Origin of the sequence: Streptomyces sp. NPDC023838, assembly GCF_040639555.1 — a bacterium.
Classification (GTDB): Bacteria; Actinomycetota; Actinomycetes; order Streptomycetales; family Streptomycetaceae; genus Streptomyces.
The window spans coordinates 1-25,557 of record NZ_JBFAAD010000017.1; the positions used below are offsets into that span (position 1 = coordinate 1).

The 25,557-nt window shown below is 73.7% G+C and carries 18 protein-coding genes; 11 read left to right on the plus strand and 7 right to left on the minus strand.

Going from position 1 to position 25,557, the window contains the following annotated elements:
- Positions 1–90 precede the first annotated feature (90 nt).
- Both AB0G17_RS21065 and AB0G17_RS21070 read right to left on the minus strand, forming a co-directional pair.
- Complete coding sequence (locus tag AB0G17_RS21065; protein ID WP_361384706.1) at positions 91–1,575, minus strand: M23 family metallopeptidase; 1,485 nt, start codon at positions 1,573–1,575, stop codon at positions 91–93.
- Between the two features lie 326 nt (positions 1,576–1,901).
- Complete coding sequence (locus tag AB0G17_RS21070) at positions 1,902–2,765, minus strand: alpha/beta fold hydrolase (protein ID WP_361384709.1); 864 nt, start codon at positions 2,763–2,765, stop codon at positions 1,902–1,904.
- A 362-nt stretch (positions 2,766–3,127) separates the two neighbouring features.
- On the opposite strand from AB0G17_RS21070, the gene AB0G17_RS21075 reads away from it, so the two are divergent.
- Positions 3,128–3,541 carry a cobalamin B12-binding domain-containing protein gene (locus AB0G17_RS21075; RefSeq protein WP_361384712.1) on the plus strand — a complete coding sequence of 138 codons (414 nt, stop codon included), beginning with the start codon at positions 3,128–3,130 and terminating at the stop codon, positions 3,539–3,541.
- Positions 3,542–4,004: 463 nt separating this feature from the next.
- Here the strand turns inward: AB0G17_RS21075 and AB0G17_RS21080 are convergent, their stop codons facing one another.
- Both AB0G17_RS21080 and AB0G17_RS21085 read right to left on the minus strand, forming a co-directional pair.
- A complete protein-coding gene (locus AB0G17_RS21080; RefSeq protein WP_361384715.1) occupies positions 4,005–5,618 on the minus strand; it encodes a DUF5691 domain-containing protein in 1,614 nt (537 codons plus the stop codon).
- A gap of 107 nt (positions 5,619–5,725) precedes the next feature.
- The gene (locus AB0G17_RS21085) at positions 5,726–7,117 is read right to left on the minus strand and encodes an SWIM zinc finger family protein (RefSeq protein WP_361384718.1); all 1,392 of its coding nucleotides are present in this window, start codon (positions 7,115–7,117) and stop codon (positions 5,726–5,728) included.
- A gap of 139 nt (positions 7,118–7,256) precedes the next feature.
- On the opposite strand from AB0G17_RS21085, the gene AB0G17_RS21090 reads away from it, so the two are divergent.
- The 5 genes from AB0G17_RS21090 (at position 7,257) to sucD (ending at position 14,479) form a co-directional block, all read left to right on the plus strand.
- Positions 7,257–8,393: an AAA family ATPase gene (locus AB0G17_RS21090; RefSeq protein WP_361384721.1), complete on the plus strand. Its 1,137-nt coding sequence runs from the start codon at positions 7,257–7,259 to the stop codon at positions 8,391–8,393.
- Between the two features lie 164 nt (positions 8,394–8,557).
- Positions 8,558–11,023 (plus strand): DUF5682 family protein, encoded by a 2,466-nt coding sequence (locus AB0G17_RS21095; protein ID WP_361385126.1) that lies wholly within the window; start codon positions 8,558–8,560, stop codon positions 11,021–11,023.
- Positions 11,020–12,189, plus strand: a complete 1,170-nt coding sequence (locus AB0G17_RS21100; RefSeq protein WP_361384723.1) for a VWA domain-containing protein — start codon at positions 11,020–11,022, stop codon at positions 12,187–12,189. The genes AB0G17_RS21095 and AB0G17_RS21100 overlap by 4 nt, the downstream gene beginning before the upstream one ends.
- A gap of 205 nt (positions 12,190–12,394) precedes the next feature.
- Positions 12,395–13,573 carry an ADP-forming succinate--CoA ligase subunit beta gene (gene sucC, locus AB0G17_RS21105; RefSeq protein WP_361384726.1) on the plus strand — a complete coding sequence of 393 codons (1,179 nt, stop codon included), beginning with the start codon at positions 12,395–12,397 and terminating at the stop codon, positions 13,571–13,573.
- Between the two features lie 21 nt (positions 13,574–13,594).
- Positions 13,595–14,479 carry a succinate--CoA ligase subunit alpha gene (gene sucD / locus AB0G17_RS21110; RefSeq protein WP_361384729.1) on the plus strand — a complete coding sequence of 295 codons (885 nt, stop codon included), beginning with the start codon at positions 13,595–13,597 and terminating at the stop codon, positions 14,477–14,479.
- A 66-nt stretch (positions 14,480–14,545) separates the two neighbouring features.
- On the opposite strand, the gene AB0G17_RS21115 is transcribed toward sucD, so the two are convergent.
- Positions 14,546–15,901, minus strand: a complete 1,356-nt coding sequence (locus AB0G17_RS21115; protein ID WP_361384732.1) for a DNA-directed RNA polymerase sigma-70 factor — start codon at positions 15,899–15,901, stop codon at positions 14,546–14,548.
- A 153-nt stretch (positions 15,902–16,054) separates the two neighbouring features.
- Between AB0G17_RS21115 and AB0G17_RS21120 the strand changes: the two genes are divergently transcribed.
- Complete coding sequence (locus AB0G17_RS21120) at positions 16,055–18,160, plus strand: DUF6350 family protein (RefSeq protein WP_361384735.1); 2,106 nt, start codon at positions 16,055–16,057, stop codon at positions 18,158–18,160.
- An 861-nt stretch (positions 18,161–19,021) separates the two neighbouring features.
- Here the strand turns inward: AB0G17_RS21120 and AB0G17_RS21125 are convergent.
- Positions 19,022–20,119, minus strand: a complete 1,098-nt coding sequence (locus AB0G17_RS21125) for a hypothetical protein (RefSeq protein WP_361384738.1) — start codon at positions 20,117–20,119, stop codon at positions 19,022–19,024.
- 576 nt (positions 20,120–20,695) lie between these two features.
- Here AB0G17_RS21125 and purN point away from each other — a divergent pair.
- Both purN and purH read left to right on the plus strand, forming a co-directional pair.
- The gene (gene purN, locus AB0G17_RS21130; protein ID WP_361384741.1) at positions 20,696–21,331 is read left to right on the plus strand and encodes a phosphoribosylglycinamide formyltransferase; all 636 of its coding nucleotides are present in this window, start codon (positions 20,696–20,698) and stop codon (positions 21,329–21,331) included.
- Positions 21,328–22,884, plus strand: coding sequence for a bifunctional phosphoribosylaminoimidazolecarboxamide formyltransferase/IMP cyclohydrolase (gene purH, locus AB0G17_RS21135; RefSeq protein ID WP_361384744.1), 1,557 nt, complete (start codon positions 21,328–21,330; stop codon positions 22,882–22,884). Before purN ends, purH begins: the two co-directional genes overlap by 4 nt.
- Positions 22,885–22,943: 59 nt before the next feature.
- Here the strand turns inward: purH and AB0G17_RS21140 are convergent, their stop codons facing one another.
- Positions 22,944–23,570: a hypothetical protein gene (locus AB0G17_RS21140; protein ID WP_361384747.1), complete on the minus strand. Its 627-nt coding sequence runs from the start codon at positions 23,568–23,570 to the stop codon at positions 22,944–22,946.
- A gap of 206 nt (positions 23,571–23,776) precedes the next feature.
- On the opposite strand from AB0G17_RS21140, the gene AB0G17_RS21145 reads away from it, so the two are divergent.
- Complete coding sequence (locus AB0G17_RS21145) at positions 23,777–24,637, plus strand: bifunctional methylenetetrahydrofolate dehydrogenase/methenyltetrahydrofolate cyclohydrolase (protein WP_361384750.1); 861 nt, start codon at positions 23,777–23,779, stop codon at positions 24,635–24,637.
- 18 nt (positions 24,638–24,655) lie between these two features.
- On the plus strand, positions 24,656–25,183 hold the full coding sequence (locus tag AB0G17_RS21150) for a DUF3017 domain-containing protein (RefSeq protein WP_361384753.1): 528 nt from the start codon (positions 24,656–24,658) through the stop codon (positions 25,181–25,183).
- Positions 25,184–25,557: the final 374 nt, after the last annotated feature.

The following is a 25,557-nucleotide window of genomic DNA, read 5'->3' on the forward strand; positions in this document are numbered from 1 at the left end:
CCCTCGTACTGGACGTACGTGGGCTTTCGCCCGGTGCGGCGAGAGTGCGTGCCAGGCGTCGCAGGACAGACGGGAATTTGACGACAGGCCCTAGGTGGGGTCGAGCCCGTGGCCGCGCAGCCACGGCAGTGGGTCTATCGGCGACCCGCCGCCGGGGCGCACCTCGAAGTGCAGGTGCGGACCGGTGGAGTTGCCGGAGTTGCCCGAGTACGCGATGACGTCACCGGCCTTGACCGGGCCGGACCGCAACTTGGTGCTGGAGAGGTGGCAGTACCAGGTCTCGGTTCCGTCGGCGGCCGTCACTATGGCCATGTTGCCGTAGGCGCTGTTCCACTGCGTACGGATGGTGCCGTCGGTCGCGGACATCACCGGAGTGCCGTACGAGACCGGGAAGTCGATGCCGGTGTGCACCGACATCCAGTTGACGCCCGCCTGGCCGAAGTACGCGCTCAGCCCACGCTGCTTGACCGGCAGCAGGAACTTCGGACGCGCGGCCTCCTTGCGCGCGGCCGCCTCGGCCTTGCGCTGCTTCTCCGCCTGCTGGCGGGCCTTGAGGTCGAGACGTTCCTGCGTACGGCTGGCGCGGTCGGCGAAGTCGCCCGCGCCCGCGCTGAGGTTGGCGAGCTGGGTGTCCAGCTTGCTGTTGGCGGCGACCGGCTTGACCGAGGACGGGTCGGAGGCGGTGACCGCCGCGGCGTCGCTCTTGCCCTCGCCACCGAGCCCGCTGACGGACGCGGCCGCGACGCCGGCGACCCCCATCACGCACACGGACGGCACCGCGACGGTGAGCAGGGCGGACCGCTTGGCCGGACTGCGCCGACGGCTGCGGGTGCCTCCGGCGGGGCGGCGGGGGGTGAGGGGAGCGACGGCGACCAGCGGCTCGACGCCGGACTCGTCGTCCAACTCCCCTTCGGGGAGCGGCGTTTCGAGACCGTCGTGGTGGCCGGTCCCGTCGGACTCGGGGTCGAGCACGGGGAACTGGGAGGTGCTCTCGGCGGGCGCGGGGAACTGCGAGGTGCTCTCGGCGGGCGCCTCGACGTGCTCGTAACCGTGCTCGTACGCCTGCTCGTGCCCGGCTCCGGGCTGGGCGACGGCGGCGTGCACGTCCGAGGCGCCGTGTGCGCCCATGCTCTCGACGCCGACGTTCCAGGCGGCCGTGTTGTACGTCCCCGTCTCGTCGTACGCACCGGCCACGTACCCCGCGCCGGGCACGGTCCACTGCCCGGTCGTGTCGTAGGCGGCGCCGTACGCGAACGCGGTGGTCTCGAACTGCCCGGTCTGCTGCGCCTGGTTCCAGGCGCTCGCGTCCCACTGCCCGGTGACATCGGGCCCGGCCGACTGGGCGGGGATGGTCCACTGCCCAGTGGTGTCGTACGAAGTCTGCTGGTGTTGGTGCTGATACTGCTGCGCGCCGTAGGTGTCCCACTGGCCCGTGTCGTACGTACCGGTGTGGCCCGAGTCGTAACCGCCGGGCAGGGCACCGAAGAGCGGGTCGGTGTTGAGGGCGCCGGTGGCGTCCGCCGTGGAATAGCCGTCGTATCCGGCGTACCCGGCGTGGGCGTGCTGGTCAGTCACCAACTTCTCTCTCGCCTCGGCAACAGGACCTGGGTTCGGGGGCCCTGGGGAGGGGCTCCCGTGGGGGAAGCAGTGGCGCGACTGTACCCGGCGGTACGCGACAGCGACAATCTTCCGCAGGTTTTATTGGAAGAGGAAACGGGCAATCAGCGTCTTTCGGCGGACTGCGGGCAGAGGCTTGGTCTTGCGTTCGAGGAATGTTCGAGAAAGTGGGCGGCGGGGGCGGGTTGGCGGCGGGTTGGCGCGGACTGTCGACGGGTTGGCGTCGAGTTGCGTCGGTTTGGCGGCGGGTCGGCGGCGGGTCGGCGGCGGGTCGGCGGCGGGGCTCAGGCGACGGAGAAGGTCTCGCGCGAGCTTCCCGCTTCTCCCTTCTGTCCCTCTCCTGCCGTCTCCACGGTCAACACCTGTCGTATGCCGGTCGCGACGGTCGGGTGGACCGGCAGGGCGAGATGCCCGATTCCTGATACCCGTATGTTGTGGACGGTCAGATCGGGGTGGTCGATACGGGCCGTCTCCACCGGGACCATCAGCGTGTCGAGGTCGCTCCAGAAACTCACGAACCGGGTCCGGCAGCCGGGGGCGGGCCGGCGCAGCTCCTCGACGACGTCGGAGCCGGGGCACATCTGGCGGACGATCGGGTGCGCGCTGATGAGCTGCGCCGAGCGGGTGCCCGCGTGCGGGGTGCCGAGGGTGACGAGCGTACGGACGCGCGTGTCGCCGCCGAGGCGCTGGACGTAGTAGCGGGCGATCAGACCGCCGAGGCTGTGCCCGACGATGTCCACCTCGGTGTGCCCGGTGCGCGCGCAGATCTCCTCGACGTGGCGGCCGAGCAGCTCGGCGGCGGTGCGGATGTCGCAGGTCAGCGGTGAGTAGTTGAGCGATTCAAGATGCCGCCAGCCGTGCCGGGACAGGGAACGGCGCAGCAGGACGAAGACCGAGCGGTTGTCGATGAAGCCGTGCAGCAGCACGACGGGCGGCCGGGCGCGCCCGGCGGTCGGCAGCTGCGGTGCGTCCTCGGGGACGGGGTCTCTGCGCTCGGCCGCCACGCCGGAGGGGTAGAGGACGAGATGGCCGGCCAGGACGGCGAGGTCGAGTGCGGTGGCGCGCAGCATCGCGGCGGAGACCCAGGCGCGGCGCAGACACTGCGGAAGGAGCGGAAACACCTGCACGGACGACCTCCCGAACGGCACGCCGGGAGGACGGCTCCGTCCCCCGTGTGCCCTCATGGGGGCGCCCCCGCGCCCCACGAAAACGCGCTCGTCCAGAACGCTGTGGGCCGGACCTCCGTGCTGTGCGGCTGACGGCACGGTGGTCCGGCGCCCTTCAGAGCGGCTCCTCTTGCGGCCGACCTGGCTGGTCCGGCGCGCGGGCGGCGGACAATCGGGTACGGCGGCGCAAAACGAACATGTCCCACTGTGTGATTTCCCCCTCCCCGGCCACCGTGAAACGGCGCCTTGCGGGATGCTGTAGATAACGTTCGTTCACTTCAGTTCGTTCACTTCAGTTCGTTCACTTCAGTTTGTTCACCTCGTGTGGTCGTGTGGAGGCAGTGATGGGTGTAACCGGTCCGATCCGCGTGGTGGTGGCCAAGCCGGGGCTCGACGGGCACGACCGGGGCGCCAAGGTCATCGCACGGGCGCTGCGCGACGCGGGCATGGAGGTCATCTACACCGGCCTGCACCAGACGCCGGAGCAGATCGTGGACACGGCCATCCAGGAGGACGCGGACGCGATCGGCCTCTCCATCCTCTCCGGCGCCCACAACACGCTGTTCGCGAAGGTCCTGGAACTCCTGAAGGACCGCGACGCGGAGGACATCAAGGTCTTCGGCGGCGGCATCATCCCCGAGGCCGACATCGCCCCGCTGAAGTCCCTCGGCGTGGCCGAGATCTTCACGCCCGGGGCGACGACGACGTCGATCGTGGAGTGGGTCAACGCGAACGTTCGCGCGGCGGCGGGGGCGTAAGGGGGGCCTGCTGTTGGCCTGCGGCCCGGCGCGGCGCGCCCGCGCGACGGAGCGGCATATGCCTCGGCCCCGCGCCCCTGAAGGCCTGACGGTTCGTCGGGTGCAGGTCCGCTCGGGCTGGTCGCGCCCGCGCGGCGGAGCCGCATGTGTCACAGCCCCGCGCCCCTGAAGGGTCCGGCCGTCCGTCCGGCGGGTGCCGGTTTGTTTGGGCTGGTCGCGCACTTCCTCGCGCCCCTAAAAGATCTGCCCGTCCGTCGGGTGCGGGTCCGTTTGGGCTGGGGGCCTGGTTTCCTGCGCTTCTGTAGTAGGTGGCCGGTTCCGTGTTTTTAGGGGCGCGGGGAACTGCGCGATCAGCCACGTGCAGCCCGCAGACGAACAGGGGCCGGGGCGCAGCCCCTGGGAGGTTGGCCTCGGCCGCCCGCCCGCCCCCGGAGGGTTAAGGGAACGGGCGGGGTGGGGGAAATCAACCCCCCAACTCCACCCGCATCGCCCCCCGCAACCGCAACGTCCCCACCAGCCGCTGAAACGCCTCCGCCCAATAACCCCCCGCCCCCGGCGACGCCCCTTCCTCCTCCGCCGGCACAGCCGTCAGCCCCTCCAGCCTCCCCGCCTCCGCAGGATCGAGGCACCGCTCCGCCAGCCCCATCACCCCGCTGAAGCTCCACGGATAGCTCCCCGCGTCCCGCGCGATCTCCAGCGCGTCCACCACGGCCCGCCCCAGCCCCGCCGACCACGGCACCAGACACACCCCCAGCAGCTGGAACGCCTCCGACAACCCGTGCGCGGCTATGAACGCCGCGACCCACTCCGCCCGTTCCTCCTCCGGCAGCGTCGACAGCAGCTTGGCCCGCTCGGCCAGCGACACCGTCCCCGCGTTGCCTCCCGGCGGGGAGGACGGGGTGCCGAAAAGCGCACGCGCCCACTCCGCGTTCCCCTGCCGCACCGCCGCCCGGCACCACGCCGCGTGCAGCTCGTCCCCCCAGTCGTCGGCGACCGGCAACGCCACGATCTCCCGCGCCGAACGCCCCCCGAGCCGCCCCGCCCAGCCCCCCAGCGGCGCCGCCTCCACCAACTGGCCGAGCCACCAGGACCGTTCACCCCGCCCGGTCGGCGGCTTCGGCGCCACCCCGTCGTGCTGCATTCCCGCGTCGCACTCGTGCGGCGCCTCCACCGCTATCCGCCCGCCGCCCCCGTCCCCCGACCGGTCGAGTGCGACGCACGACGCCGCCCGCGCCGCCATCCGCCCGGCCAGCGCGGACGCGGGCAGCGCCGACAACAGCTCGGCGGCGGTCGACCGGACGTTCCGGCTGCGGTCCGCGAGCGCCCGCTCCAGGAACGGCTCGTCCTCCCCGCCGAGCCCCGTCCGCAGCGAGTCGAGGAACATCAGCCGGTCCTCGGCCCGCTCGGCCGCCCACGTCGTGGCGAGCAACTCCCGCGCGGCTCCGGGCTCGTACGCCCGTACCGCCGCGAGCAGCGCCACCCGCTCCGCGAACAGCCCCTCCTCCCACAGCCGCCGCACCGCCTCGGCGTCCGAGGGGTCGGGCAGGACCGCGCCGCCCGCCCCGCCGCGCAGCGCGAACCGCCACTCCGGGTTCAGCCGGGCCAGCCACCTCCCGCGCGGCCCGGCGAACTCCAGCGCCTGCGGCCGCAGGTCCGTACGCGCCCGGGCCGCGTCCAGCAGCGCGGGCAGCAGCGCGGGCGGCGCCCGGAAGCCCCGTTCGGCCGCCGCGCTCAGCCACTGCGGCAGCAGCTCCGCCAGATCCGGCGCCGCTCCCCGCCGCCCCCCGGAGTGCGCCGCCGCCGAACGGTCCGCGAGCAGCTGTCCGAGCCGTCGCCGCGCGGCCTTCGGCAGCTCCGGCCGCTCATCGTCCGGCGCCCTCCCGGGCCGTACGGACGCGGGCGCGGGCCGAAGCCCCGCCCGGCGGCGGACGGTGTGCAGCGCGGCCTCGTCGAGGAGCGCGGCGGGCTCCCCGGCAGCGGGCCGCCGCTCGGTCCCGAGCAGCGCGGCGGTGACGAGCTCCTCCCAGGAACCGCCGTCCCTGGCCCGGCCCCCGGTCCTGGTCGCGGCAGCGGGCACCGTGGCCTCCCCTCCATGCATATGTGCAACCTCCTGTACGTGAGCGTGTACCTGTACGTGTACGTGCCTACGCGACGCGGTGACGGCAGCCGTCAGGGCAGCAGCCCTCACCGCAGCGACACCATCTCCCCCTCCGCCCACCCCGCCAGCGGCGCGAACCCCCGATGCCCGCACTCGCCGAACACGGTCACCGGGCCGCCGCCCGACAGCGCGACCAGCTTCCACAGACCCGCCCGGTCGGTTGCGCCCGCAGCGACAGGCAGCGCCAAGTCCCTCTCGGGATCCGCGAGTTGCCACCGTCCGCCGCCGCCTCCTTCGCCCGACGGCACCGGTATGACCCCGCTCAGCGTCACCGGCCACGCGTCCAGCCACGGGTCGTCCCGCAGCGCCCGGCCGTACCGCTCCAGCGCCTCGCCCGTCGTGCCGCCGGGCGGCGGGCCCCCGGCCGGGAGCGGCGCCCCGAACCGCTCGCCCAGCGCGGCCCGCAGCTGCCCGCCGCCCGGGTACGGCGTGAGCTCGGCGTCGATCGCGAGGCCGACCGGCAGGGCGAGCTCGGGCGCCCGGCCCGCCGCGCCGAAGTCGAGCAGCATCGCCGCACGGCCCGACTCCCGCCCGTACAACCAGATCCGGCGCGTGGTCAGCTTGGCGTCGGCCGTGTCGTACTGGGCCAGGACCTGCCAGATGTCCCGCACCGGCGGCCCCTGCGGCGGCGCGGGCACCCCGACCCGCGAGCGGACCGTGGCGGCCAGCGCGTCGGGCAGCGTCTCGCGGCCCAGCCAGGCCCGGTCGAGCAGATGCAGCAGCGCGCACTCCTCCAGGAGCCGCACCGGCCAGCCCGGACCGGAGCCCGGTATCGCCCCCAACTCCCTTACTCTGCCCGCCAGTCCGGGCGCCTGCGCGTCGACCATGCGGGCGGCCGTCTCCTCCCACAGCCCGTACCCCGGCCGCTCGGCCGCCGCCAGGCCGACCCGCAGCAGGTCCTCCAGACGCTGCTCCAGCTCGCTCGCCCCGGCCGTGACCCGCTCGGCGCGCTTCTCCGCGCGGCGCCGGGCCGCCTCCGGATCGGCGGTCCGCGCCTCGGCCGGGCTCGCCGCCCCGTCCCCCTTCTTCTCCGCCCGCTCCCGCCGGCTGCGCAGCCACTGCCCGGCCCAGCCGGGCACCTCCCCGTCCGCGACAGCCGGTACCGCCTGCTCGTCCGCCGCCCAGAGCAACAACAAGCCCAGCGCGTGCTTGCACGGGAACTTCCGGCTCGGGCAACTGCACTTGTATCCGAGCCCGCCCGCGCCCGTCCCGCCCGTCCCCGTCCCGCCCGTGTCGACCACCGTCTGGTACGGCCTGCTGCCGCTGCCCTTGCACAGGCCCCACACGCTTGAGTTGTCGCAGCCGCTCTCGGACCACGGCCCGGCCGTGCCGAGCTTGCTTCCCGCCTTGCGTGACGCGGCGTCAGGAGCCAGGGCCAGCACCTGTTCCGCAGTCCAGCGCACCCCCTGCTGATTCATGGTTTCGAAGGTAGACGCCCCCACTGACAATGGCTCTGGAGACCGCTCTGACCTGTGGGTTCACCCTCGCCGAGGCCGATTGTCAGTGGCGTGGTGCACCGTGGAGTCACATCGGGTCGACTGATCTGGAGGGGGATCCATGACCGTGTCCGAAATCCATTCCGCAGGCGCCGCGAGCGGTGTCGAGGCGGCCACCGCCGAGGCCCTGCGCCCGCACGCCGAGCACGCGTTCGCGCACGAACTCAAGGCGCTGGCGGCCGCCGACGACCGGCCCAGGCCCGCCCGGTGGCAGCTCTCGCCGTGGGCCGTCGCCACGTATCTGCTCGGCGGCACCCTGCCCGACGGCACGGTGATCACGCCGAAGTACGTGGGCCCGCGCCGCATCGTCGAAGTCGCCGTCACGACCCTCGCCACGGACCGGGCGCTGCTGCTGCTCGGCGTCCCCGGCACCGCCAAGACCTGGGTGTCCGAACACCTCGCCGCCGCCGTCAGCGGCGACTCCACGCTGCTCGTGCAGGGCACGGCCGGCACCCCGGAGGAGGCGATCCGGTACGGGTGGAACTACGCGCAACTGCTCGCGCACGGCCCCAGCCGGGACGCCCTGGTGCCCAGCCCGGTCATGCGGGCCATGGCCGAGGGGATGACGGCCCGGGTCGAGGAGCTGACCCGTATCCCCGCCGACGTGCAGGACACGCTGATCACGATCCTGTCGGAGAAGACGCTGCCCATCCCGGAGTTGGGCGACGAGACCCAGGCCGTGCGCGGCTTCAACCTCATCGCCACGGCCAACGACCGCGACCGGGGGGTCAACGAGCTGTCGAGCGCGCTGCGCCGCCGCTTCAACACGGTGGTGCTGCCGCTCCCGGCGACCGCCGACGAGGAGGTCGACATCGTCTCGCGCCGGGTCGACCAGCTCGGGCGCTCGCTCGACCTGCCCGCCGCGCCCGACGGCATGGACGAGATCCGCCGGGTCGTCACCGTCTTCCGCGAGCTGCGGGACGGGGTCACCGGCGACGGCCGCACCAAGCTCAAGTCCCCTTCGGGGACGCTCTCCACGGCCGAGGCGATCTCGGTGGTGACGGGCGGCCTGGCGCTCGCCGCGCACTTCGGCGACGGCGTGTTGCGCTCCGGCGACGTGGCGGCGGGCATCCTCGGCGCGGTCGTCCGCGACCCGGCGGCGGACCGCGTCATCTGGCAGGAGTACCTGGAGACGGTGGTGCGCGAGCGGGACGGCTGGAAGGACTTCTACCGCGCCTGCCGAGAGGTGTCGGCATGACCGCGCTGCCCCCGGCCACGGCGGATGCGGTCGCGCCGGACGCGGTCGCGTCGCATGCGGGCGTGCCGGACGTGGGCGGGCCGGATGCGCGCGTGCCGGACGTGGGCGGGCCGGATGCGGGCGTGCCGGACGTGGGCGGGCGGGACGTGGGTGGGCCCGGCGCCATGGACCCCGCGCCCGCCCCGCCCGGCGGCCCTTGGCTGCTCGGTGTGCGGCACCACGGGCCCGGGTCGGCGCGGGCCGTGCGGGCGGCGCTGGAGGCGGCGCGGCCCCGGGCTGTGCTGATCGAGGGCCCGCCCGAGGCCGACGGGCTGCTGGCGCTCGCCGCCGACCCGGACATGCGGCCCCCGGTCGCGCTGCTCGCCCATGTGGTGGACGATCCGCGCCGGGCCGCGTTCTGGCCGATGGCCGAGTTCTCGCCGGAGTGGGTGGCGCTGCGCTGGGCCCTGGACGCGGGCGCGGAGGTCCGCTTCATCGACCTCCCGGCGGCCCACTCCCTGGCGGAGGAGCCGGCGGCGGGGGAGGAGCCGCCGGAGACGGAGCCGCTCGGCGGGACGGACGACGAGCGCGACGGACGGGGCGGGCCACAGGAGCGGCAGCCGGCCCGGGACGGCGAGGGCGGGGCGGAGGAGCGGCAGCCCGCGCTGCGGGTCGACCCGATCGGCGTGCTCGCCGAAACCGCCGGATACGACGACCCGGAAGCCTGGTGGGAGGACGTCGTGGAGCACCGCGACGGCACGCCGGGATCCGATCCGTACGGCCCGTTCACCGTCCTGGGCGAAGCCATGACGGCGCTGCGCGAGACGTACGGGGACGGCGGCCACGCGCGCGACCTGATCCGCGAGGCCTACATGCGCCAGCAACTGCGCACCGCCCGGCGCGAGTTCGGGGACGAGGTCGCGGTGGTGTGCGGCGCGTGGCACGTGCCCGCGCTCGCCGCCCGGACCACGGTCGCCGCCGACCGCGCGCTGCTCAAGGGCCTCCCCAAGGTGAAGGCCGAGCTGACCTGGGTGCCCTGGACCCACCGCCGCCTCGCCCGGCACAGCGGCTACGGGGCGGGCATCGACTCGCCCGGCTGGTACGGGCACTTGTTCGGCGCCCCCGACCGGCCCGTGGAGCGCTGGATGACCAAGGTCGCCGGGCTGTTGCGCGAGGAGGACCGGCAGGTCTCGTCCGCCCACGTCATCGAGGCGGTGCGGCTCGCCGGGACGCTCGCCGCGATGCGCGGCCGCCCGCTGCCGGGCCTGACCGAGACGACCGACGCGGTGCGGGCGGTGATGTGCGAGGGCTCCGAGGTGCCGCTCGCCCTCGTCCAGGACCGCCTCGTCGTCGGCGATGTGCTCGGCGAGGTCCCGGACGCCGCCCCGGCCGTCCCGCTCCAGCGCGACCTCACCCGCGCCCAGCGCGCCCTGCGGCTCAAACCGGAGGCGCTGGAGCGGGAGCTGGAGCTCGATCTGCGCAAGGAGACCGACGCCGCGCGCAGCCGTCTGCTGCACCGGCTGAGCCTCCTCGGCATCGGCTGGGGCGAGCGGACGGCGTCCCGGAGCAGCACCGGCACGTTCCGGGAGAGCTGGCGGCTGCGCTGGGAGCCCGAGCTGTCGGTGCGGGTGGCCGAGGCCGGGGTCTGGGGCACGACGGTCCTGGCCGCCGCCACCGCGCGCGCCGAGTCGGAGGCCGCCGGGGCGACGGTCCTGGGCGAGATCACCGCGCTGGCCGAGCGGTGTCTGCTCGCCGAACTCTCCGACGCGCTCCCGGTGGTGATGCGCGCGCTCGCCGACCGGGCCGCGCTCGACACGGACGTCGCCCACCTCGCCCAGGCGCTGCCCGCCCTGGCCCGCACGCTGCGGTATGGAGACGTGCGGGGCACCGAGACAGCCGCGCTCGGGGAGGTCGCGGCCGGGCTCGCCGAGCGGATCTGCGTCGGCCTGCCGCCCGCCTGCACGGGCCTGGACGCGGACGGCGCCACCGAGATGCGCCGCCGCATCGACGACGTCCACACGGCCATGGCCCTGCTCCCCGAGGCGTCCGAGAGTCCGGTGACCCTGCGGGACCGCTGGGCTTCGGTGCTGGCCAGGCTGGCCGGACGGGACACGGTGGCGGGGGAGATCCGGGGCCGCGCCGTCCGCCTGCTCCTGGACGACGGACGCCTGGAGGACACCGAGGCCGAGCGCCACATGGGCTTGGCGCTCTCCGTGGGGACACCGCCCGGCGAGGCGGCCGCCTGGATCGAGGGGTTCGTCGGGGGCGCGTCGGGCGGCGGGATGCTCCTCGTCCACGACGAGCGCCTCCTCGCCCTGGTCGACACCTGGCTGACCGGCGTCCCCGCCGACGCCTTCACGGACGTACTGCCGCTGCTGCGCCGCACCTTCTCGGCGTACGAACCGGGTGTGCGCCGCACCCTCGGCGAGCTCGTCCGGCGCGGTCCCGGCACGACCGGCCCGGCCGCAGCCGACGCGGGCGTCCCCGGCTTCGGGGCCGGGCTCGACGAGGAGCGCGCCGCCGCCGTGGAGCCACTGCTGCGGCTGCTCCTCGGCGGAAACACCCCCGGCTCCGGCGCCCCGCCGGAGCGGTCCGACCACCTGGCATCCAGCCCCCTGGAATCCGACCACCCGGCAGGAGTAGCGAAATGAGCACGGAACAGCTCGGCCCGGTCGCCGGCGAGCGGCTGCGCCGCTGGCGGATGGTGCTCGGCGGGGAGCAGGGCGCCGACGGCACGGGCTGCGCGCTCACCGCGCGCGACGCCGCGATGGACGGCGCCCTGTCCGCGCTCTACGGCGGCTCCGGCGGCCGGGGATCCTCGAAGGAGCGGGGTGCCGGGCTAGGCGCCTCGGCCCCGAGCGTCGCCCGCTGGCTGGGTGACATCCGTACGTACTTCCCCAGCTCCGTCGTCCAGGTGATGCAGCGCGACGCCATCGACCGGCTCGGGCTCTCCGCGCTGCTCCTGGAGCCGGAGATGCTGGAGGCCGTCGAGGCGGACGTGCACCTCGTCGGCACGCTCCTCTCGCTCAACAAGGCGATGCCGGAGACCACCAGGGAGACGGCCCGCGCGGTCGTCCGCAAGGTCGTCGACGACCTGGAGAAGCGGCTGGCCACGCGGACGAAGGCGACGCTCACGGGCGCCCTGGACCGTTCGGCCCGGATCAGCCGGCCGCGCCACCGGGACATCGACTGGGACCGCACCATCCGGGCGAACCTGAAGAACTACCTGCCGGAGTACGGCACGGTCGTCCCGGACCGGCTGGTCGGGTACGGGCGGGCCGCCCAGTCCGTCAAGAAGGACGTGGTGCTCTGCATCGACCAGTCCGGCTCGATGGCGGCCTCGGTGGTGTACGCCTCGGTCTTCGGCGCCGTCCTCGCCTCCATGCGCTCCATCTCCACCCGGCTGGTCGTGTTCGACACGGCCGTCGTCGACCTCACCGACCAGCTCGACGACCCGGTGGACGTGCTGTTCGGCACCCAGCTGGGCGGCGGCACCGACATCAACCGCGCCCTCGCCTACTGCCAGTCGCAGATCACCCGTCCTGCCGACACCGTCGTCGTACTGATCAGTGATCTTTACGAGGGAGGGATCCGGGACGAGATGCTGAAGCGGGTGGCGGCGATGAAGGCGTCCGGGGTGCAGTTCGTGGCCCTGCTCGCCCTCTCCGACGAGGGCGCCCCGGCCTACGACCACGAGCACGCGGCGGCCCTGTCGGCCCTGGGAGCGCCCGCCTTCGCCTGCACCCCCGACCTCTTCCCGACGATCATGGCGGCGGCGATCGAGAAGCGGGCTCTGCCGATACCTGACACGCTGTGAGCAGGTGATCTGTGACAGGTATCACCGCTCCGGTGTGATCTGCGATTTAGGGCGGCCGCTCTGGCGGGGATAACCTGCGAGACGGACATGCCGCGTACCCGGCCACCGTGTACGCCTCCCTCAGTGACAGCGCCGTCACGTTGCCCTTCGCGGCACGCCCACGCAGAAAACGAACCGCGAGACCACTGAAAAGGGACGGACGCGCGTGGACCTGTTCGAGTACCAGGCGAGGGACCTCTTCGCCAAGCACGGTGTACCGGTGCTGGCCGGTGAAGTGATCGACACGCCTGAGGCAGCCCGCGAGGCGACCGAGCGGCTGGGCGGCAAGTCCGTCGTCAAGGCGCAGGTGAAGGTCGGAGGCCGCGGCAAGGCCGGCGGCGTGAAGCTGGCGGCGACGCCGGACGAGGCCGTCGCCCGCGCGACGGACATCCTCGGCATGGACATCAAGGGCCACACGGTCCACAAGGTGATGATCGCCGAGACCGCTCCCGAGATCCTCGAGGAGTACTACGTCTCGTACCTCCTCGACCGCACCAACCGGACCTTCCTGGCCATGGCCTCGGTCCAGGGCGGCATGGACATCGAGGAGGTCGCGGAGAAGACCCCCGAGGCCCTCGCGAAGGTCCCGGTCGACTCCAACGACGGTGTGACCATCGAGAAGGCCCGCGAGATCGTCGCCCAGGCGAAGTTCCCGGCCGAGGTCGCCGAGCAGGTCGCCGAGGTCATGGTGACCCTGTGGAAGACCTTCGTCGCCGAGGACGCGCTCCTCGTCGAGGTCAACCCGCTGGCCAAGGTCGCCTCCGGCGACATCCTGGCCCTCGACGGCAAGGTGTCCCTGGACGCCAACGCCGAGTTCCGCCAGCCGGAGCACGAGGCGCTCGAGGACAAGGACGCGGCCAACCCGCTCGAGGCGGCGGCCAAGGCCAAGGGCCTCAACTACGTCAAGCTCGACGGCGAGGTCGGCATCATCGGCAACGGCGCGGGTCTCGTCATGAGCACCCTCGACGTCGTCGCGTACGCCGGTGAGAACCACGGCGGCGTGAAGCCGGCCAACTTCCTCGACATCGGCGGCGGCGCGTCCGCCCAGGTGATGGCGAACGGCCTGGAGATCATCCTCGGCGACGCGGACGTCAAGTCCGTGTTCGTCAACGTCTTCGGTGGCATCACCGCCTGCGACGAGGTCGCCAACGGCATCGTCCAGGCGCTGAAGCTCCTCGCCGACAAGGGCGAAGAGGTCACCAAGCCGCTGGTCGTGCGCCTCGACGGCAACAACGCGGAGCTGGGTCGCAAGATCCTGTCGGACGCGAACCACCCGCTCGTGCAGCGCGTGGACACCATGGACGGCGCGGCCGACAAGGCCGCCGAGCTCGCGGCTGCGAAGTAAGGGACGAGGTCAGACACCACCATGGCTATCTTCCTCAACAAGGACAGCAAGGTCATCGTCCAGGGCATGACCGGCGCCACGGGCATGAAGCACACCAAGCTCATGCTCGCTGACGGCACCAACATCGTCGGCGGTGTGAACCCGCGCAAGGCCGGCACGTCCGTCGACATCGACGGCACCGAGATCCCGGTCTTCGGCACGGTCGCCGAGGCGATGGAGAAGACCGGCGCCAACGTGTCCGTCCTCTTCGTGCCGCCGGCGTTCGCCAAGGCCGCCGTGGTCGAGGCGATCGACGCCGAGATCCCGCTCGCCGTGGTCATCACCGAGGGCATCGCGGTCCACGACTCCGCCGCCTTCTGGGCGTACGCGAAGGCCAAGGGCAACAAGACCCGCATCATCGGCCCGAACTGCCCCGGTCTGATCACGCCGGGCCAGTCCAACGCCGGCATCATCCCGGGCGACATCACCAAGCCGGGCCGTATCGGCTTGGTGTCGAAGTCCGGCACGCTGACGTACCAGATGATGTACGAGCTCCGTGACATCGGCTTCTCGTCCGCCGTCGGCATCGGTGGCGACCCGGTCATCGGCACGACGCACATCGACGCGCTCGCCGCGTTCGAGGCCGACCCCGACACCGACCTGATCGTCATGATCGGTGAGATCGGCGGTGACGCCGAGGAGCGCGCGGCCGACTTCATCAAGGCCAACGTGACCAAGCCGGTCGTCGGCTACGTCGCGGGCTTCACCGCGCCCGAGGGCAAGACCATGGGCCACGCCGGCGCCATCGTCTCCGGCTCCTCCGGCACGGCGCAGGCCAAGAAGGAGGCCCTGGAGGCCGCGGGCGTCAAGGTCGGCAAGACGCCGACCGAGACGGCCAAGCTGGCGCGCGAGATCCTCGCCGGCTGACCCTTCCGCACGTACGTGGGCCCGCACCCCTGCCGGGGGTGCGGGCCCGCGCGCGTTCCGCCGGGCTCAGCGGATCTGCGGAACCAGCCGTTCCGGCCCGTGGGCGGGCTCTTCGAGCAGCTTGCGGTGGAGCTCCAAGTCCACCTCGCTCTGCCGCTGCGGGCCGCTCTGGAGCGGGACGCCGCCGATGCGCTGCCCCGGGGAGACCGGCGGGATGTAGCGGGTGGGCGCGGTGGAGAGCGTGAAGGCCGTCGCGCCGACGATGACGGCGGTGAGGGCGACGGCGGCGCGCGTCCAGACCCGGATGCGGCGCTCGCCGCCGCGGCGTACGCGCCGGGGGCCCGGCAGCCGGGGCACGGCCCGCGGCTCGGCGAGGGCGAGTTCGCCGATGCGCCGCCGCAGCAGCGCGGCCAGCGCCTCCGGGGTGGTGGCCGCGGCGAACTCCGGCACCCGGAAGGCGACGGCCTCGCGGGCGTGCAGCACCCGGTTCGCGGTGGCCGGGGTGCTGGCCTCGGTCTCGGCGGCGGTCTCGGGCAGGTCGATGCCTAGTCCGTCGTAGAGCAGGAGCGTACGGCGGTACGCGGGCGGCAGATCGAGCAGCGCGCGCAGCAGCCTACGTAGCTCGGGGTCTGCCGGGGGGTGGTCGGGGTGCTTGTGCGCGCGGCGGAAGCGGTGCCAGGGGGAGAGGGCGTACTCGTGCGCCGCCGCCCGTACCCACCCCGCCGGATCGGCGTCGGTCGCGACCTCGGGCCACCGCTGCCAGGCGAGGTGGAAGGCGCGTTTGACGGCCTTCTTCGCCAGCCGCCGCCGCCCGGTGAGCAGATACGTCTGCTGTACGAGAAGGGTGCAGTGGGCGGCGTACAGCGCGTCGAAGGCGTCGGCGGGGGTCTCGAAGACGGGATGGGGAGGCTCGGGGGCGGGGACCGCGTCGGGCGAGGCCGCAGCTGGAGCCGGGGACGGGTCCGGGGATGACTCGTCCGCCTCGGCGGGGAGAGAGGGCGCACCGTCGAGCGCGGGGGCCGGTACCGGCACGGGGCCATGGGTGTGGGCCGCGTCGTGGCGGACCGGCGCCGGGGCCGGGGGCTTGGCGGCGCGCTTCGCGGCGGAGCGGGGGCGGTAGGTGCCCAGGCGCTTGGCGGGCGTGCCGGGTTTGATGCGGGTGGCAGGGGTGGCAGGGGTGGCAGGGGTGGCGGGTGCGACCGGGGTCGCGGGGGTGGCGGGGGTGGCGCCCGCGCCCGGACCGGCCTGCGTATCCGGGGCCGACGGGGCGTCGGCGTGCCCGTCGGGTTCCGGCGGGGCCCCGCCGGAACCCATGACGGCCTGTTCCTCCGGGTTCGGGTCGGGGTCCGAGGCCGGGTTCGGGGCCGGGGGCAGGGGCGGCGGCGACATGGAGGCACCGGTGTCGGACGTGCGCTCTGTCATGAAGGGCTCCCAGGACTCCCCGCGAAGGCCGAGACGGCCGTACCGCCCGCAGCCTTACCCCGAGCGGAAAAGTACATAAACATATATTGGGCGACACGGCGGGCATTTTCCTGCTTACGCGGAGAAAGCGCGTGTCGTTGGCAGCATGGCGGCGTGACACAAGTGAGCGATCGCGGCCTGATGTTGCCGGCGGCCCAGGGCCGCTCGTCCGTACTGGCCACCTGCGCGCTGCGCGGGGCGATGGCGGCGGGGCTCGGCCTCGGCGCGCTCGCCGTGCTGGTGACGGTGGTGTGGATCAGCTCGCCCTACCCCGACAGCGGGCCCGGCGGCGTGCTGCGCGCGGCTGCCTCGCTGTGGCTGCTCGCCCATGGAACGCAACTGGTCAGACCCGACACGCTCAGCGGCGTGCCCGCTCCGGTGGGGATCGTGCCGCTGCTGCTCGTCGGGCTGCCGGTGTGGCTGGCGCACCGGGCGGCGCGGGACGCACTGGCGTACGAGGGCGACGGGGGGGACGACAAGGGGGAGGACGAGGCGGCGCCGGAGGAGGCTGCGGGGCTGCCGCCCGTGTGGGCTGCTTTCGCGGCGCTGACCTGCGGGTATCTCGTGGTGGGCGCGGCGGCGGCGCTGTACGCGTCCGACGGGCCGCTGCCCGCCGCGCCCTTCAGCGCCGCGCTGCACCTGACCCTGGTGGCGTCGGGCGCGGCGGCGGCCGGGCTGTGGACCGCGTACGGCCGCCCGCGCGCGCCGCTGCCCGGCTGGGTGCCCGGGGTGGTCCGCCGGGTGCTGGTCCATCGTCGTACGAATACGGTTGTACGAGCCGGGTCAGCCGGGGTGGCGGTGCTGCTGGCGGGCGGGGCGCTGCTCGCCGGGACGGCGCTGGTGTGGCACATCGGCGAGGCCCAGGACGCGTTCGTGCGGCTGGCGGAGGACTGGCCGGGGCGGCTCGCGGTGGCGCTGCTGGGGCTGGCGCTGGTGCCGAACGCGGCGGTGTGGGGGGCGGCGTACGGGCTGGGGCCGGGGTTCGTGCTCGGCGCGGGCGCGGTGGCGACGCCGCTCGGGGTGGCCGGGACCTCGGCGGTGCCGCACTTCCCGCTGCTGAGCGCGCTGCCGACGGAGTCGCACGGGAACTGGCTGACGTGGTCGGCGGCGGCGCTGCCGGTGCTGGCCGGGCTGGCGGTCGGGTGGTGGACGGCGCGGCGGGCGACGGACGAGGCGTGGGGGCGCGGGGAGACGGCGCTGGCGGCGGCGTACGGGGCGGCGGCGTGCGGGGTGGCGCTCGCGCTCCTGTCCGCGCTGTCGGGCGGCCCCCTGGGCACGGAGCGCCTGGCGGCGCTGGGCCCGGTGTGGTGGCGGACGGGAGGGGCGGCGTTGGTGTGGACGGGGGTGGTGGGGGTGCCGGGGGCGCTGGTGCTGCGGTGGTGGCGGGGGCGGAGGGCGGCGAAGCCGCCGGTTTCGGGGGTGCGGGGTGAGGGGGTGGCCTCGGGTGCCGCCCCGGGCGGGTTGCCCGTGCGGGCGGCGGTGCGGCGGTGGTGGGTGCGGCTTGCCTGGTGGCGGCGGAAGGCTGGGGTGGGGGAGTCGGGGGGCGCGGCCGGTGCGGCCGGGGCGCGCTGGTGGTCGCGCTTTGCCTGGCGGCGGCGGAGGGGTGAGGCGGGCGGGGTGCGGCGGTGGCGGGCGCGGCTTGCTTGGCGGCGGCGGAAGGGCGAGGTGGTGGAGTCGGGGGACTTCGAGCCGTACGACTTCCTGCCGGCGGGGGCGTGGCACGACAACGGGGCGCGGGAGATGCGGTTGGCTGCGCCGCGGGAGGCTTCGGGCGGGCTGATGCCGGAGCTTGCGGCGGGGGGCGGGGTGCCGGGGGTTGGCGTGCCGCCGGGGTTGGCTCCGCCGGGTGTGTCGCCCGAGGCGGGCGGGGTGCCGGGGGTTGGCTTGCCGCCAGGGTTGAGCGGGGTGCCGGGGGTTGGCGTGCCGCCGGGGTTGGGCAAGGTGCCCGGGCCGGGCGGGCTGCCGGGGTCGGGTGTGTTGCCGGAGGCAGGCAGGTTGTCGGGGCCGGATGTGCTGGCTGAGGCGGGCGGGATGCCGGGAATTGGGGAGCGGCCCGAGGTTGCGGTGCGGCCGGAGCCGGAGCCGGAACCCGAGCCCGGGCTCGGGGCGCTGAGGGAGTCCATCGCGCCGGAGGCGGTGGCGCCGCGGGATCCGGGTGAACCCAGGCCGACGGGCTCCCCCCTCCCTGAACCGGAGGGCGAGCCCCCGGCACCCCACTAGCCACGATGTCCCACCCGCCCGCCCGTTCGGCGGGGTTGGAGAGGCCCGGGTCTCTGGTGGTGGGTTGCCCCTCGTTGGCGGCTGCGGCTCGCTGGTCGTGGCGCCCGCCTGCGGCGCGATGTCCCGCCCGCCCGCCCGTTCGGCGGGGTTGGAGAGGCCCGGGCCTCTGGTGGTGGGTTGCCCCTCGTTGGCGGCTGCGGCTCGCCGGTCGTGGCGCCCGCCTGCGGCGGGCCGGGCACGTCCCGCCCGCCCGGCCGTTCAGCAGCGAAGGCGTGGCTCAGGTCTCCGGTGGTGCGTTGCTCCTCGTTGGCGGCTGCGGCTCGCCGGTCGCAGCGCCCACCTGCGGCGGCCGATGTCCCGCCCGCCCGGCCGTGCAGCAGGGTTGGAGAGGCCCGGGCCTGGTGGTGGGTTGCCCCTCGTTGGCGGCTGCGGCTCGCCAGTCGCAGCGCCCGCCTGCGGCGGGCCGGGCACGTCCCGCCCGCCCGGCCGTTCAGCAGCGAAGGCGTGGCTCAGGTCTCCGGTGGTGCGTTGCTCCCCGTTGGCGGCTGCGGCTCGCCGGGGCACCCGTTCGCCCGTGCAGCAGCGAAGGCGAAGCCCGGGGCCTCCGGCGGTGGGTGTCGCCCCCGTCGGCGGCTGCGGCTCGCCGGTCGTGGCACCCGCCTGGCGGCGGGCGATATCCCGCCCAGCCGCCGGTCGTGCGGCGGCTGGGCGGCTCGGCCGAAGCCCGGCCTCTCGTGGCCGCCGTGGCCCCGCCGACCGTCGCCCCGCCCGTCGCGGCGCCCCCCTGGCGGCGGGCCACGCGTCGAAGCCCAGCCCGACGGTCCGTCAAGAAGCCGCCGTCGCCCGCACCTCGTGCTCGCCCTACTCCTTGACCCCGAACAACGGCACCAGCGGCTTCGGCAGCAAGTCGTTGCAGGCCAGGGAGCCCGTCTTGGTCAGGGCGTCGTCCACGCACGTGTAGTAGTCGCGGTACACGATCTGCATCGTGAACGTCGCCGCCACGATCGACAGGGACAGGATCGCCGTCACCAGGCCCGTGACCGCCGCCGTCGTCTGGGGCTTGGCGGGGGGCGGCGGCGGGGCCGACGCGGGGTGGGCCGGGGTCGTCTCCGGGGGCTTCGGCTTGGCGCGGAGGGAGCTGATCGCCCAGTACAGCGCCAGGGAGCCGAGCAGCAGCGCGACCTCCGGCATGTCGAACAGGGCGAAGAAGAACGCCCACATGCCCGAGAGCAGTGCGTAGCGCGCCCGGCGCTGGGCCGGGTCCGTGGGGTCCCAGCGCAGAGCCGGGCCCTGCGGCGGCTTCTGGCCTGAACCGGGGCCAGGGCCGGGCCCGGGCCCGGGCCCGGGGCCGGAGCCGCGCTCCGGGTCCTCGGGGCGGTTGCCGAAGCCGCCCTGGCCGGGGCCGGGCTGGCGGCTGCTCCACTGGCTGCCCCAGGGGGACGAGCCGTCCGCCGGACGGCGCGGCCGCCACGGCTGGTCCGGACGCCCCTCCGGCGGCGGCGCGAACGGATTGTCGTCGGCGGCCGGCTGGTCGGAGCCCCCGCGCTGGTCGGAGCCGCGGTGCTGGTCGGAGCCCCCGCGCTGGTCCGAGCCGCGGTGCTGGTCCGAGCCCCCGCGCTGGTCCGAGCCGCCGCGCTGGTCCGAGCCCCCGCGCTGGTCCGAACCCCCGTCGGCACTGCCGTCCGGCGCCTGCCCCGCACCGCCGGTGGCCGAGCCCTCTCCCCGGACTCCGTCCTCCCGCGCGTCCGGGGCGCCCGCGGCTTCCTCCCGCCGCGACGACGTCGAGTTCGTCGAGTTCGTCGAGTTCATCGGATTCGTCGACTTCATCGGAGTCGTCGAGCTCATCGGATTCGGCGAGTTCGGCGAGTCCATCGGCTCGGTCGGCTCCGTCGGGTCCGTCGAATCCGTCGTCGCGGGGGACTGGCGTTCTGCGAACGGCTGGTCGCGTCGGTCCGGCATCTGGTGAACGTCTTCCCCTCGGACCCCTGGCCAAGGGGGTCGCATTCGTCGAGCATTAGGTGTCGAGCAATACGTGTCGAGCAATACGTGTCGAGCATTAGGTGTCGAGCATCAAGCTTCGCGCATCAGGCGTTGAGCCCGGGTCCGGTGTCACGTCGGCCCCGGCCCGCTCCCGCCCGGGAGTCCGGCCAGACGCCCGCCGTGCTCCCGCCCGGGAGTCCGGCCAGACGTCCGCCGTGCTCCCGCCCGGGACCCCGGCCAGACGCGCTCGCGGCGCCGTCCTCGGGCGGCGCCTCCCCAGACGCTACCTGCCGGGCCTGCCCCCGTCCCGTGGGGGCGGTTCGGTGTGCCGGTATCGTTGCTGACGGTCGGCGCTTTCGTAGGGTTCCCCGTATCAAGGGGGGCGACTCGTTCGTATGACCATACAAAGGACCAGTGAAGGACCGACAAAGGTGCGTGTGCGTCGCGGGCGGTGTCCGGCCGGGCGCCAGGCCCCGCCCGCCCGGCGAGGCGCAGCGCGCGCACCCGCACAACGACCCACCACGCCTCACCCCGTACGCGAGAAAGGGCCCAGCCGTGGCCTCCCCGCCCCCCTCCGCCGCTCCGGCGCGCCTCGTCGTGCTCGTCTCCGGATCCGGTACGAACCTCCAAGCCCTGCTCGACGCCATCGCCGCCGACCCGGAGGGGTACGGCGCCCGGATCGTCGCCGTGGGGGCGGACCGGGGCGGGATCGTGGGGCTGGAGCGGGCCGAAAAGGCTGGTCTGCCCACCTTTGTCTGCCGGGTGAAGGATCACCCCACCCGTGAGGCCTGGGACCTCGCGCTCACCGAGGCCACCGCGGCGTACGCGCCGGACCTCGTCGTGTCCGCGGGATTCATGAAGATCGTGGGAAAGCACTTCCTCACCCGGTTCGGCGGGAAGGTCGTCAACACGCACCCCGCCCTGCTGCCCAGTTTTCCCGGCGCCCACGGCGTCCGTGACGCCCTCGCGTACGGCGCCAAGGTCACCGGATGCACCGTCCACTTCGTCGACGACGGCGTCGACACCGGCCCGATCATCGCCCAGGGCGTGATCGAGGTCCGGGAGGACGACACGGAGGACGCGCTCCATGAGCGCATCAAGGAAGTCGAGCGAAGGCTGCTCGTCGACGTCGTGGGGCGGCTGGCCCGCGACGGATATCGCATTGAGGGACGAAAGGTTCTGTTGCCGTGAGTAGCAAGCGGGAGATCCGTCGCGCGCTGGTCAGCGTCTATGACAAGAGTGGGCTGGAGGAGCTGGCGCGCGGGCTGCACGCGGCCGGGGTCGAGCTCGTTTCCACCGGGTCGACGGCCGGGCGCATCGCGGCCGCCGGGGTGCCCGTCACCAAGGTCGAGGAGCTGACCGGCTTCCCCGAGTGCCTGGACGGGCGGGTCAAGACGCTGCACCCGCGCGTGCACGCCGGGATCCTCGCCGATCTGCGCCTGGACGCGCACCGCGAGCAGCTGGCGGAGCTCGGCGTCGAGCCGTTCCAGCTCGTCGTGGTCAACCTGTACCCGTTCAAGGAGACCGTCGCCTCGGGCGCCTCCGCCGACGAGTGCGTCGAGCAGATCGACATCGGCGGGCCCTCGATGGTCCGCGCCGCCGCCAAGAACCACCCGTCGGTGGCCGTCGTCACCAGCCCCGAGCGGTACGCGGACGTGCTCGCGGCCGTCGAGAGCGGCGGCTTCGACCTGGAGGCCCGCAAGCACCTGGCCGCCGAAGCGTTTCAGCACACCGCCGCGTACGACGTGGCCGTGGCCTCCTGGATGACCAATGTGTACGCGCCCGAGGAGGGCGCCGCACTGCCCGGCTTCCTCGGCGGGACCTGGGAACGCAAGTCGACCCTGCGCTACGGGGAGAACCCGCACCAGGCCGCCGCGCTCTATACGGACGGACAGCCGGGCGGCATCGCCAACGCCGAGCAGCTGCACGGCAAGGAGATGTCCTTCAACAACTACGTGGACACCGAGGCCGCCCGCCGGGCCGCCTACGACCACGACGAGCCCTGCGTCGCGATCATCAAGCACGCCAACCCGTGCGGCATCGCCGTCGACGCCGACCTCGCCGCCGCCCACCGCAAGGCCCACGAGTGCGACCCGCTGTCCGCCTTCGGCGGTGTCATCGCGGTCAACCGTCCGGTGACCGTGGCCATGGCCGAGCAGGTCGCGGAGATCTTCACCGAGGTCATCGCGGCCCCGGCGTACGAGGACGGCGCGGTCGAGATCCTGGCGCGCAAGAAGAACATCCGCGTCCTCAAGGTCGACGGCACCCCGCACCAGCCCGGCGACCTCAAGCCGGTCTCCGGCGGCGCCGTTCTCCAGCAGACCGACGTCTTCCAGGCCGAGGGCGACGACCCGGCGAACTGGACGCTGGCCACCGGCGAGGCGCTCTCCGCGGACGAGCTCAAGGAGCTGGCGTTCGCCTGGAAGGCGTGCCGGGCCGTCAAGTCCAACGCCATCCTGCTCGCCAAGGACGGCGCCTCGGTCGGCGTCGGCATGGGCCAGGTCAACCGGGTCGACTCGGCGAAGCTCGCCGTGGAGCGCGCGGGCGAGGAGCGCGCGCGGGGCTCGTACGCCGCCTCGGACGCCTTCTTCCCCTTCCCCGACGGTCTGGAGATCCTGACCGCCGCGGGCGTGAAGGCGGTCGTGCAGCCGGGCGGCTCGGTCCGTGACGAGCTGGTGATCGAGGCCGCGAAGAAGGCGGGCGTGACGATGTACTTCACCGGCACGCGCCACTTCTTCCACTGATCGTGTACGCGAAAGGCCGCACCCCGCGTGCGGGGTGCGGCCTTTCGTCGGCAAGTGGCTCAGTAGCGCGGGCGGTTGAACCAGGCCGCGCCGTCGCGGGTCATCATGGCCGCCGCCATGATGCCGCCGAAGACCATCCACAGGATGGCCGAGATCAGCGCCCCCGAGGAGCTTTCGTTCGCGGCGCCGACCAGGATGAACAGGCCGACCACCGCGCCCAGGATGCCGTAGACCATCGTCGTGATGCGGACGCCCTGGTAGCCCTTGGAGAGGCGGACGCCGAGGGTGATCGAGAGCGCGGTGAGGCCGAGGAAGATGAGAGCGAACACGAAGAAGATGCCGGCGGCGGCGTGGCCGATGTCACCGAACGGGGTGTCGCCGAAGGTGTCGTCCGTCTTGTTGGACACGTCGTTCGTCACGGCCGCGCCGTACAGGGCGAAGATGCCGACCAGGGCCTGGACGGCGCCCACGATGAACAGGAAGACGCGCGCGGTCTGCATCAGGCCCGGCATCTGCGGCGGCATCACCATGCCGCCGGGGTAGGCCGGGTAGCCGGGCTGCTGCGGGTAGCCGTACGGCTGCTGCGGCGGTGGGCCCTGGGGCGCGGCCGGGTAGCCGTAACCGGGCGGCGCCTGCGGCGGCGGGGGTGCCTGGCCGTACGGGTTGTTCGGGTCGCCGAAGCTCATGACGGGATTCCTCCGTTGTTCCGTGCGGGGACGACGCGGCCCGAGCGGAGGAAAGTTGGTGTGTGAGCGGTCCGCCCCCCGGCACTGCCCGCGGTACTGCACAGATCATCGTTCTAAAGAAGGCATAAGTTTGTCCAGCCGGAAGCTGGATGTGTTGTGCAAGTGCAACTTGGGTGATCGAGTATCGCCCTGGAAGAATGGGAAACATGACCGCCCAGATTCTCGATGGCAAGGCCACCGCCGCAGCGATCAAGTCCGATCTGGCCGTCCGCGTGGCGGCCCTCAAGGAGAGGGGGGTCCACCCCGGTCTCGGCACTGTCCTGGTCGGTGAGGACCCCGCCAGCCAGAAGTACGTGGCGGGCAAGCACCGCGACTGCGCCGAGGTGGGCATCGCCTCCATCCAGCGCCACCTGCCCGCCACCGCCACGCAGGAGGAGATCGAGGCGGTCGTCCGGGAGTTGAACGAGGACCCGGAGTGCACCGGCTACATCGTCCAACTCCCGCTCCCCAAGGGCATCGACGAGAACCGCATCCTCGGTCTCATGGACCCGGCCAAGGACGCGGACGGGCTGCACCCGACCAACCTCGGCCGCCTGGTGCTCAACGAGCCCGGCCCGCTGCCCTGCACGCCGTACGGGATCATCCAGCTGCTGCGCAAGCACGGCGTGGAGATCAACGGCGCCGAGGTCGTGGTGATCGGCCGCGGTGTCACCATCGGGCGCCCGATGCCCCTGCTGCTGACCCGCCGCTCCGAGAACGCGACGGTGACGCAGTGCCACACCGGCACCCGTGACCTCGCCGCGCATCTGCGCCGGGCCGACATCATCGTGGCCGCCGCCGGGGTGCCGCACCTGGTCAAGCCCGAGGACGTCAAGCCGGGCGCGGCCGTCCTCGACGTCGGCGTCAGCCGCGACGAGAACGGCAAGATCGTCGGGGATGTGCACCCCGGGGTCACCGAGGTGGCGGGCTGGATCTCGCCCAACCCGGGCGGTGTCGGCCCGATGACCCGCGCCCAGCTGCTGGTCAACGTCGTCGAAGCGGCGGAGCGCGGCACAGCCGCGAGCTGACCGGAAAGGGACCGAGGCATGGACGCCGATACGAGTACGGGGGACGGCGGCACCGGCGGGGGCGACCCCGTCGAGCCGCCGGCGAGCGGCGCCCAGCCGTCCCCGGGGGCCGGGGCCTCCGTCAACGGGACCGTGGCCGCCGCCACCCCCGCCCCCCGCAAGGCCTCCCGGCGGTTCCCCTCGGTCACGCGGGACACCGCGCGGCCCGAGGGCGGCGGGCGGGCGGCCTCCGGGGCCTCGCCCGCGCCCGCGCGCCAGTGGCCGCTGCTGACCGTGCTCGGGTCGACCGGGCTCGGGCTGCTGCTCGTCTCCGTGGACCTGTTCCGGGTCGGGCTGATCATCGTCGGCCTGGCCCTGCTGGCGGGTTGTGTGCTGCGCTGGATGCTGCCGTCGGTGGGCATGCTGGCGGTGCGCTCCCGGTTCACCGACATCAGTACGTACGGCTCGCTCGGCGTCCTGATCGTGCTGCTCGCGCTGGTGGCGCAGCCCAAGCCCTGGCTGGACATCCCCTTCCTGGAGGACGCGGTCCGGTTCACCGTGCGCTGACGTTCCCCGTGGGTTGACGGACCCACGCGCCCCGGCGTGCGCGCGCTGAACGGGCGCGTACGGCGATGCGTACTCCCGTACGTACAACAGAACGGCGCCCGTCCTCTCCCCCGTGGGACGACGGGCGCCGTCTGTCCCCCGTGGACGTAAGCGTCATGCACGCGCCAAGGCGGCTGCAAGGGAAACCGGAGGCCTGTGGCTCGGAGGTGACCGTTCCGCAACTGTGTGTGCGTCGGGCAACAGCCCGTCTCCGGGCGGCGGGGGCCTTGGTGACGGCATCCCTCCCCGATGGGAGGATGGGGGCGGAACCGGGGCCAAGGGTGTGTCGGGGGCGGCACCGGTCTCGGGGGCACATCAGGCACGTATGGGGGGAC

Coding starts and splice junctions, on each gene's coding strand:
- AB0G17_RS21145 (WP_361384750.1), top strand. CDS start 23,777: ATGACCGCCCAGATTCTCGATGGCAAGGCCACCGCCGCAGCGATCAAG.
- AB0G17_RS21095 (WP_361385126.1), top strand. CDS start 8,558: ATGGACCCCGCGCCCGCCCCGCCCGGCGGCCCTTGGCTGCTCGGTGTG.
- AB0G17_RS21140 (WP_361384747.1), bottom strand. CDS start 23,570: ATGAGCTTCGGCGACCCGAACAACCCGTACGGCCAGGCACCCCCGCCG.
- AB0G17_RS21125 (WP_361384738.1), bottom strand. CDS start 20,119: ATGCCGGACCGACGCGACCAGCCGTTCGCAGAACGCCAGTCCCCCGCG.
- AB0G17_RS21075 (WP_361384712.1), top strand. CDS start 3,128: ATGGGTGTAACCGGTCCGATCCGCGTGGTGGTGGCCAAGCCGGGGCTC.
- AB0G17_RS21115 (WP_361384732.1), bottom strand. CDS start 15,901: ATGACAGAGCGCACGTCCGACACCGGTGCCTCCATGTCGCCGCCGCCC.
- sucD (WP_361384729.1), top strand. CDS start 13,595: ATGGCTATCTTCCTCAACAAGGACAGCAAGGTCATCGTCCAGGGCATG.
- AB0G17_RS21085 (WP_361384718.1), bottom strand. CDS start 7,117: ATGAATCAGCAGGGGGTGCGCTGGACTGCGGAACAGGTGCTGGCCCTG.
- AB0G17_RS21150 (WP_361384753.1), top strand. CDS start 24,656: ATGGACGCCGATACGAGTACGGGGGACGGCGGCACCGGCGGGGGCGAC.
- AB0G17_RS21090 (WP_361384721.1), top strand. CDS start 7,257: ATGACCGTGTCCGAAATCCATTCCGCAGGCGCCGCGAGCGGTGTCGAG.
- AB0G17_RS21100 (WP_361384723.1), top strand. CDS start 11,020: ATGAGCACGGAACAGCTCGGCCCGGTCGCCGGCGAGCGGCTGCGCCGC.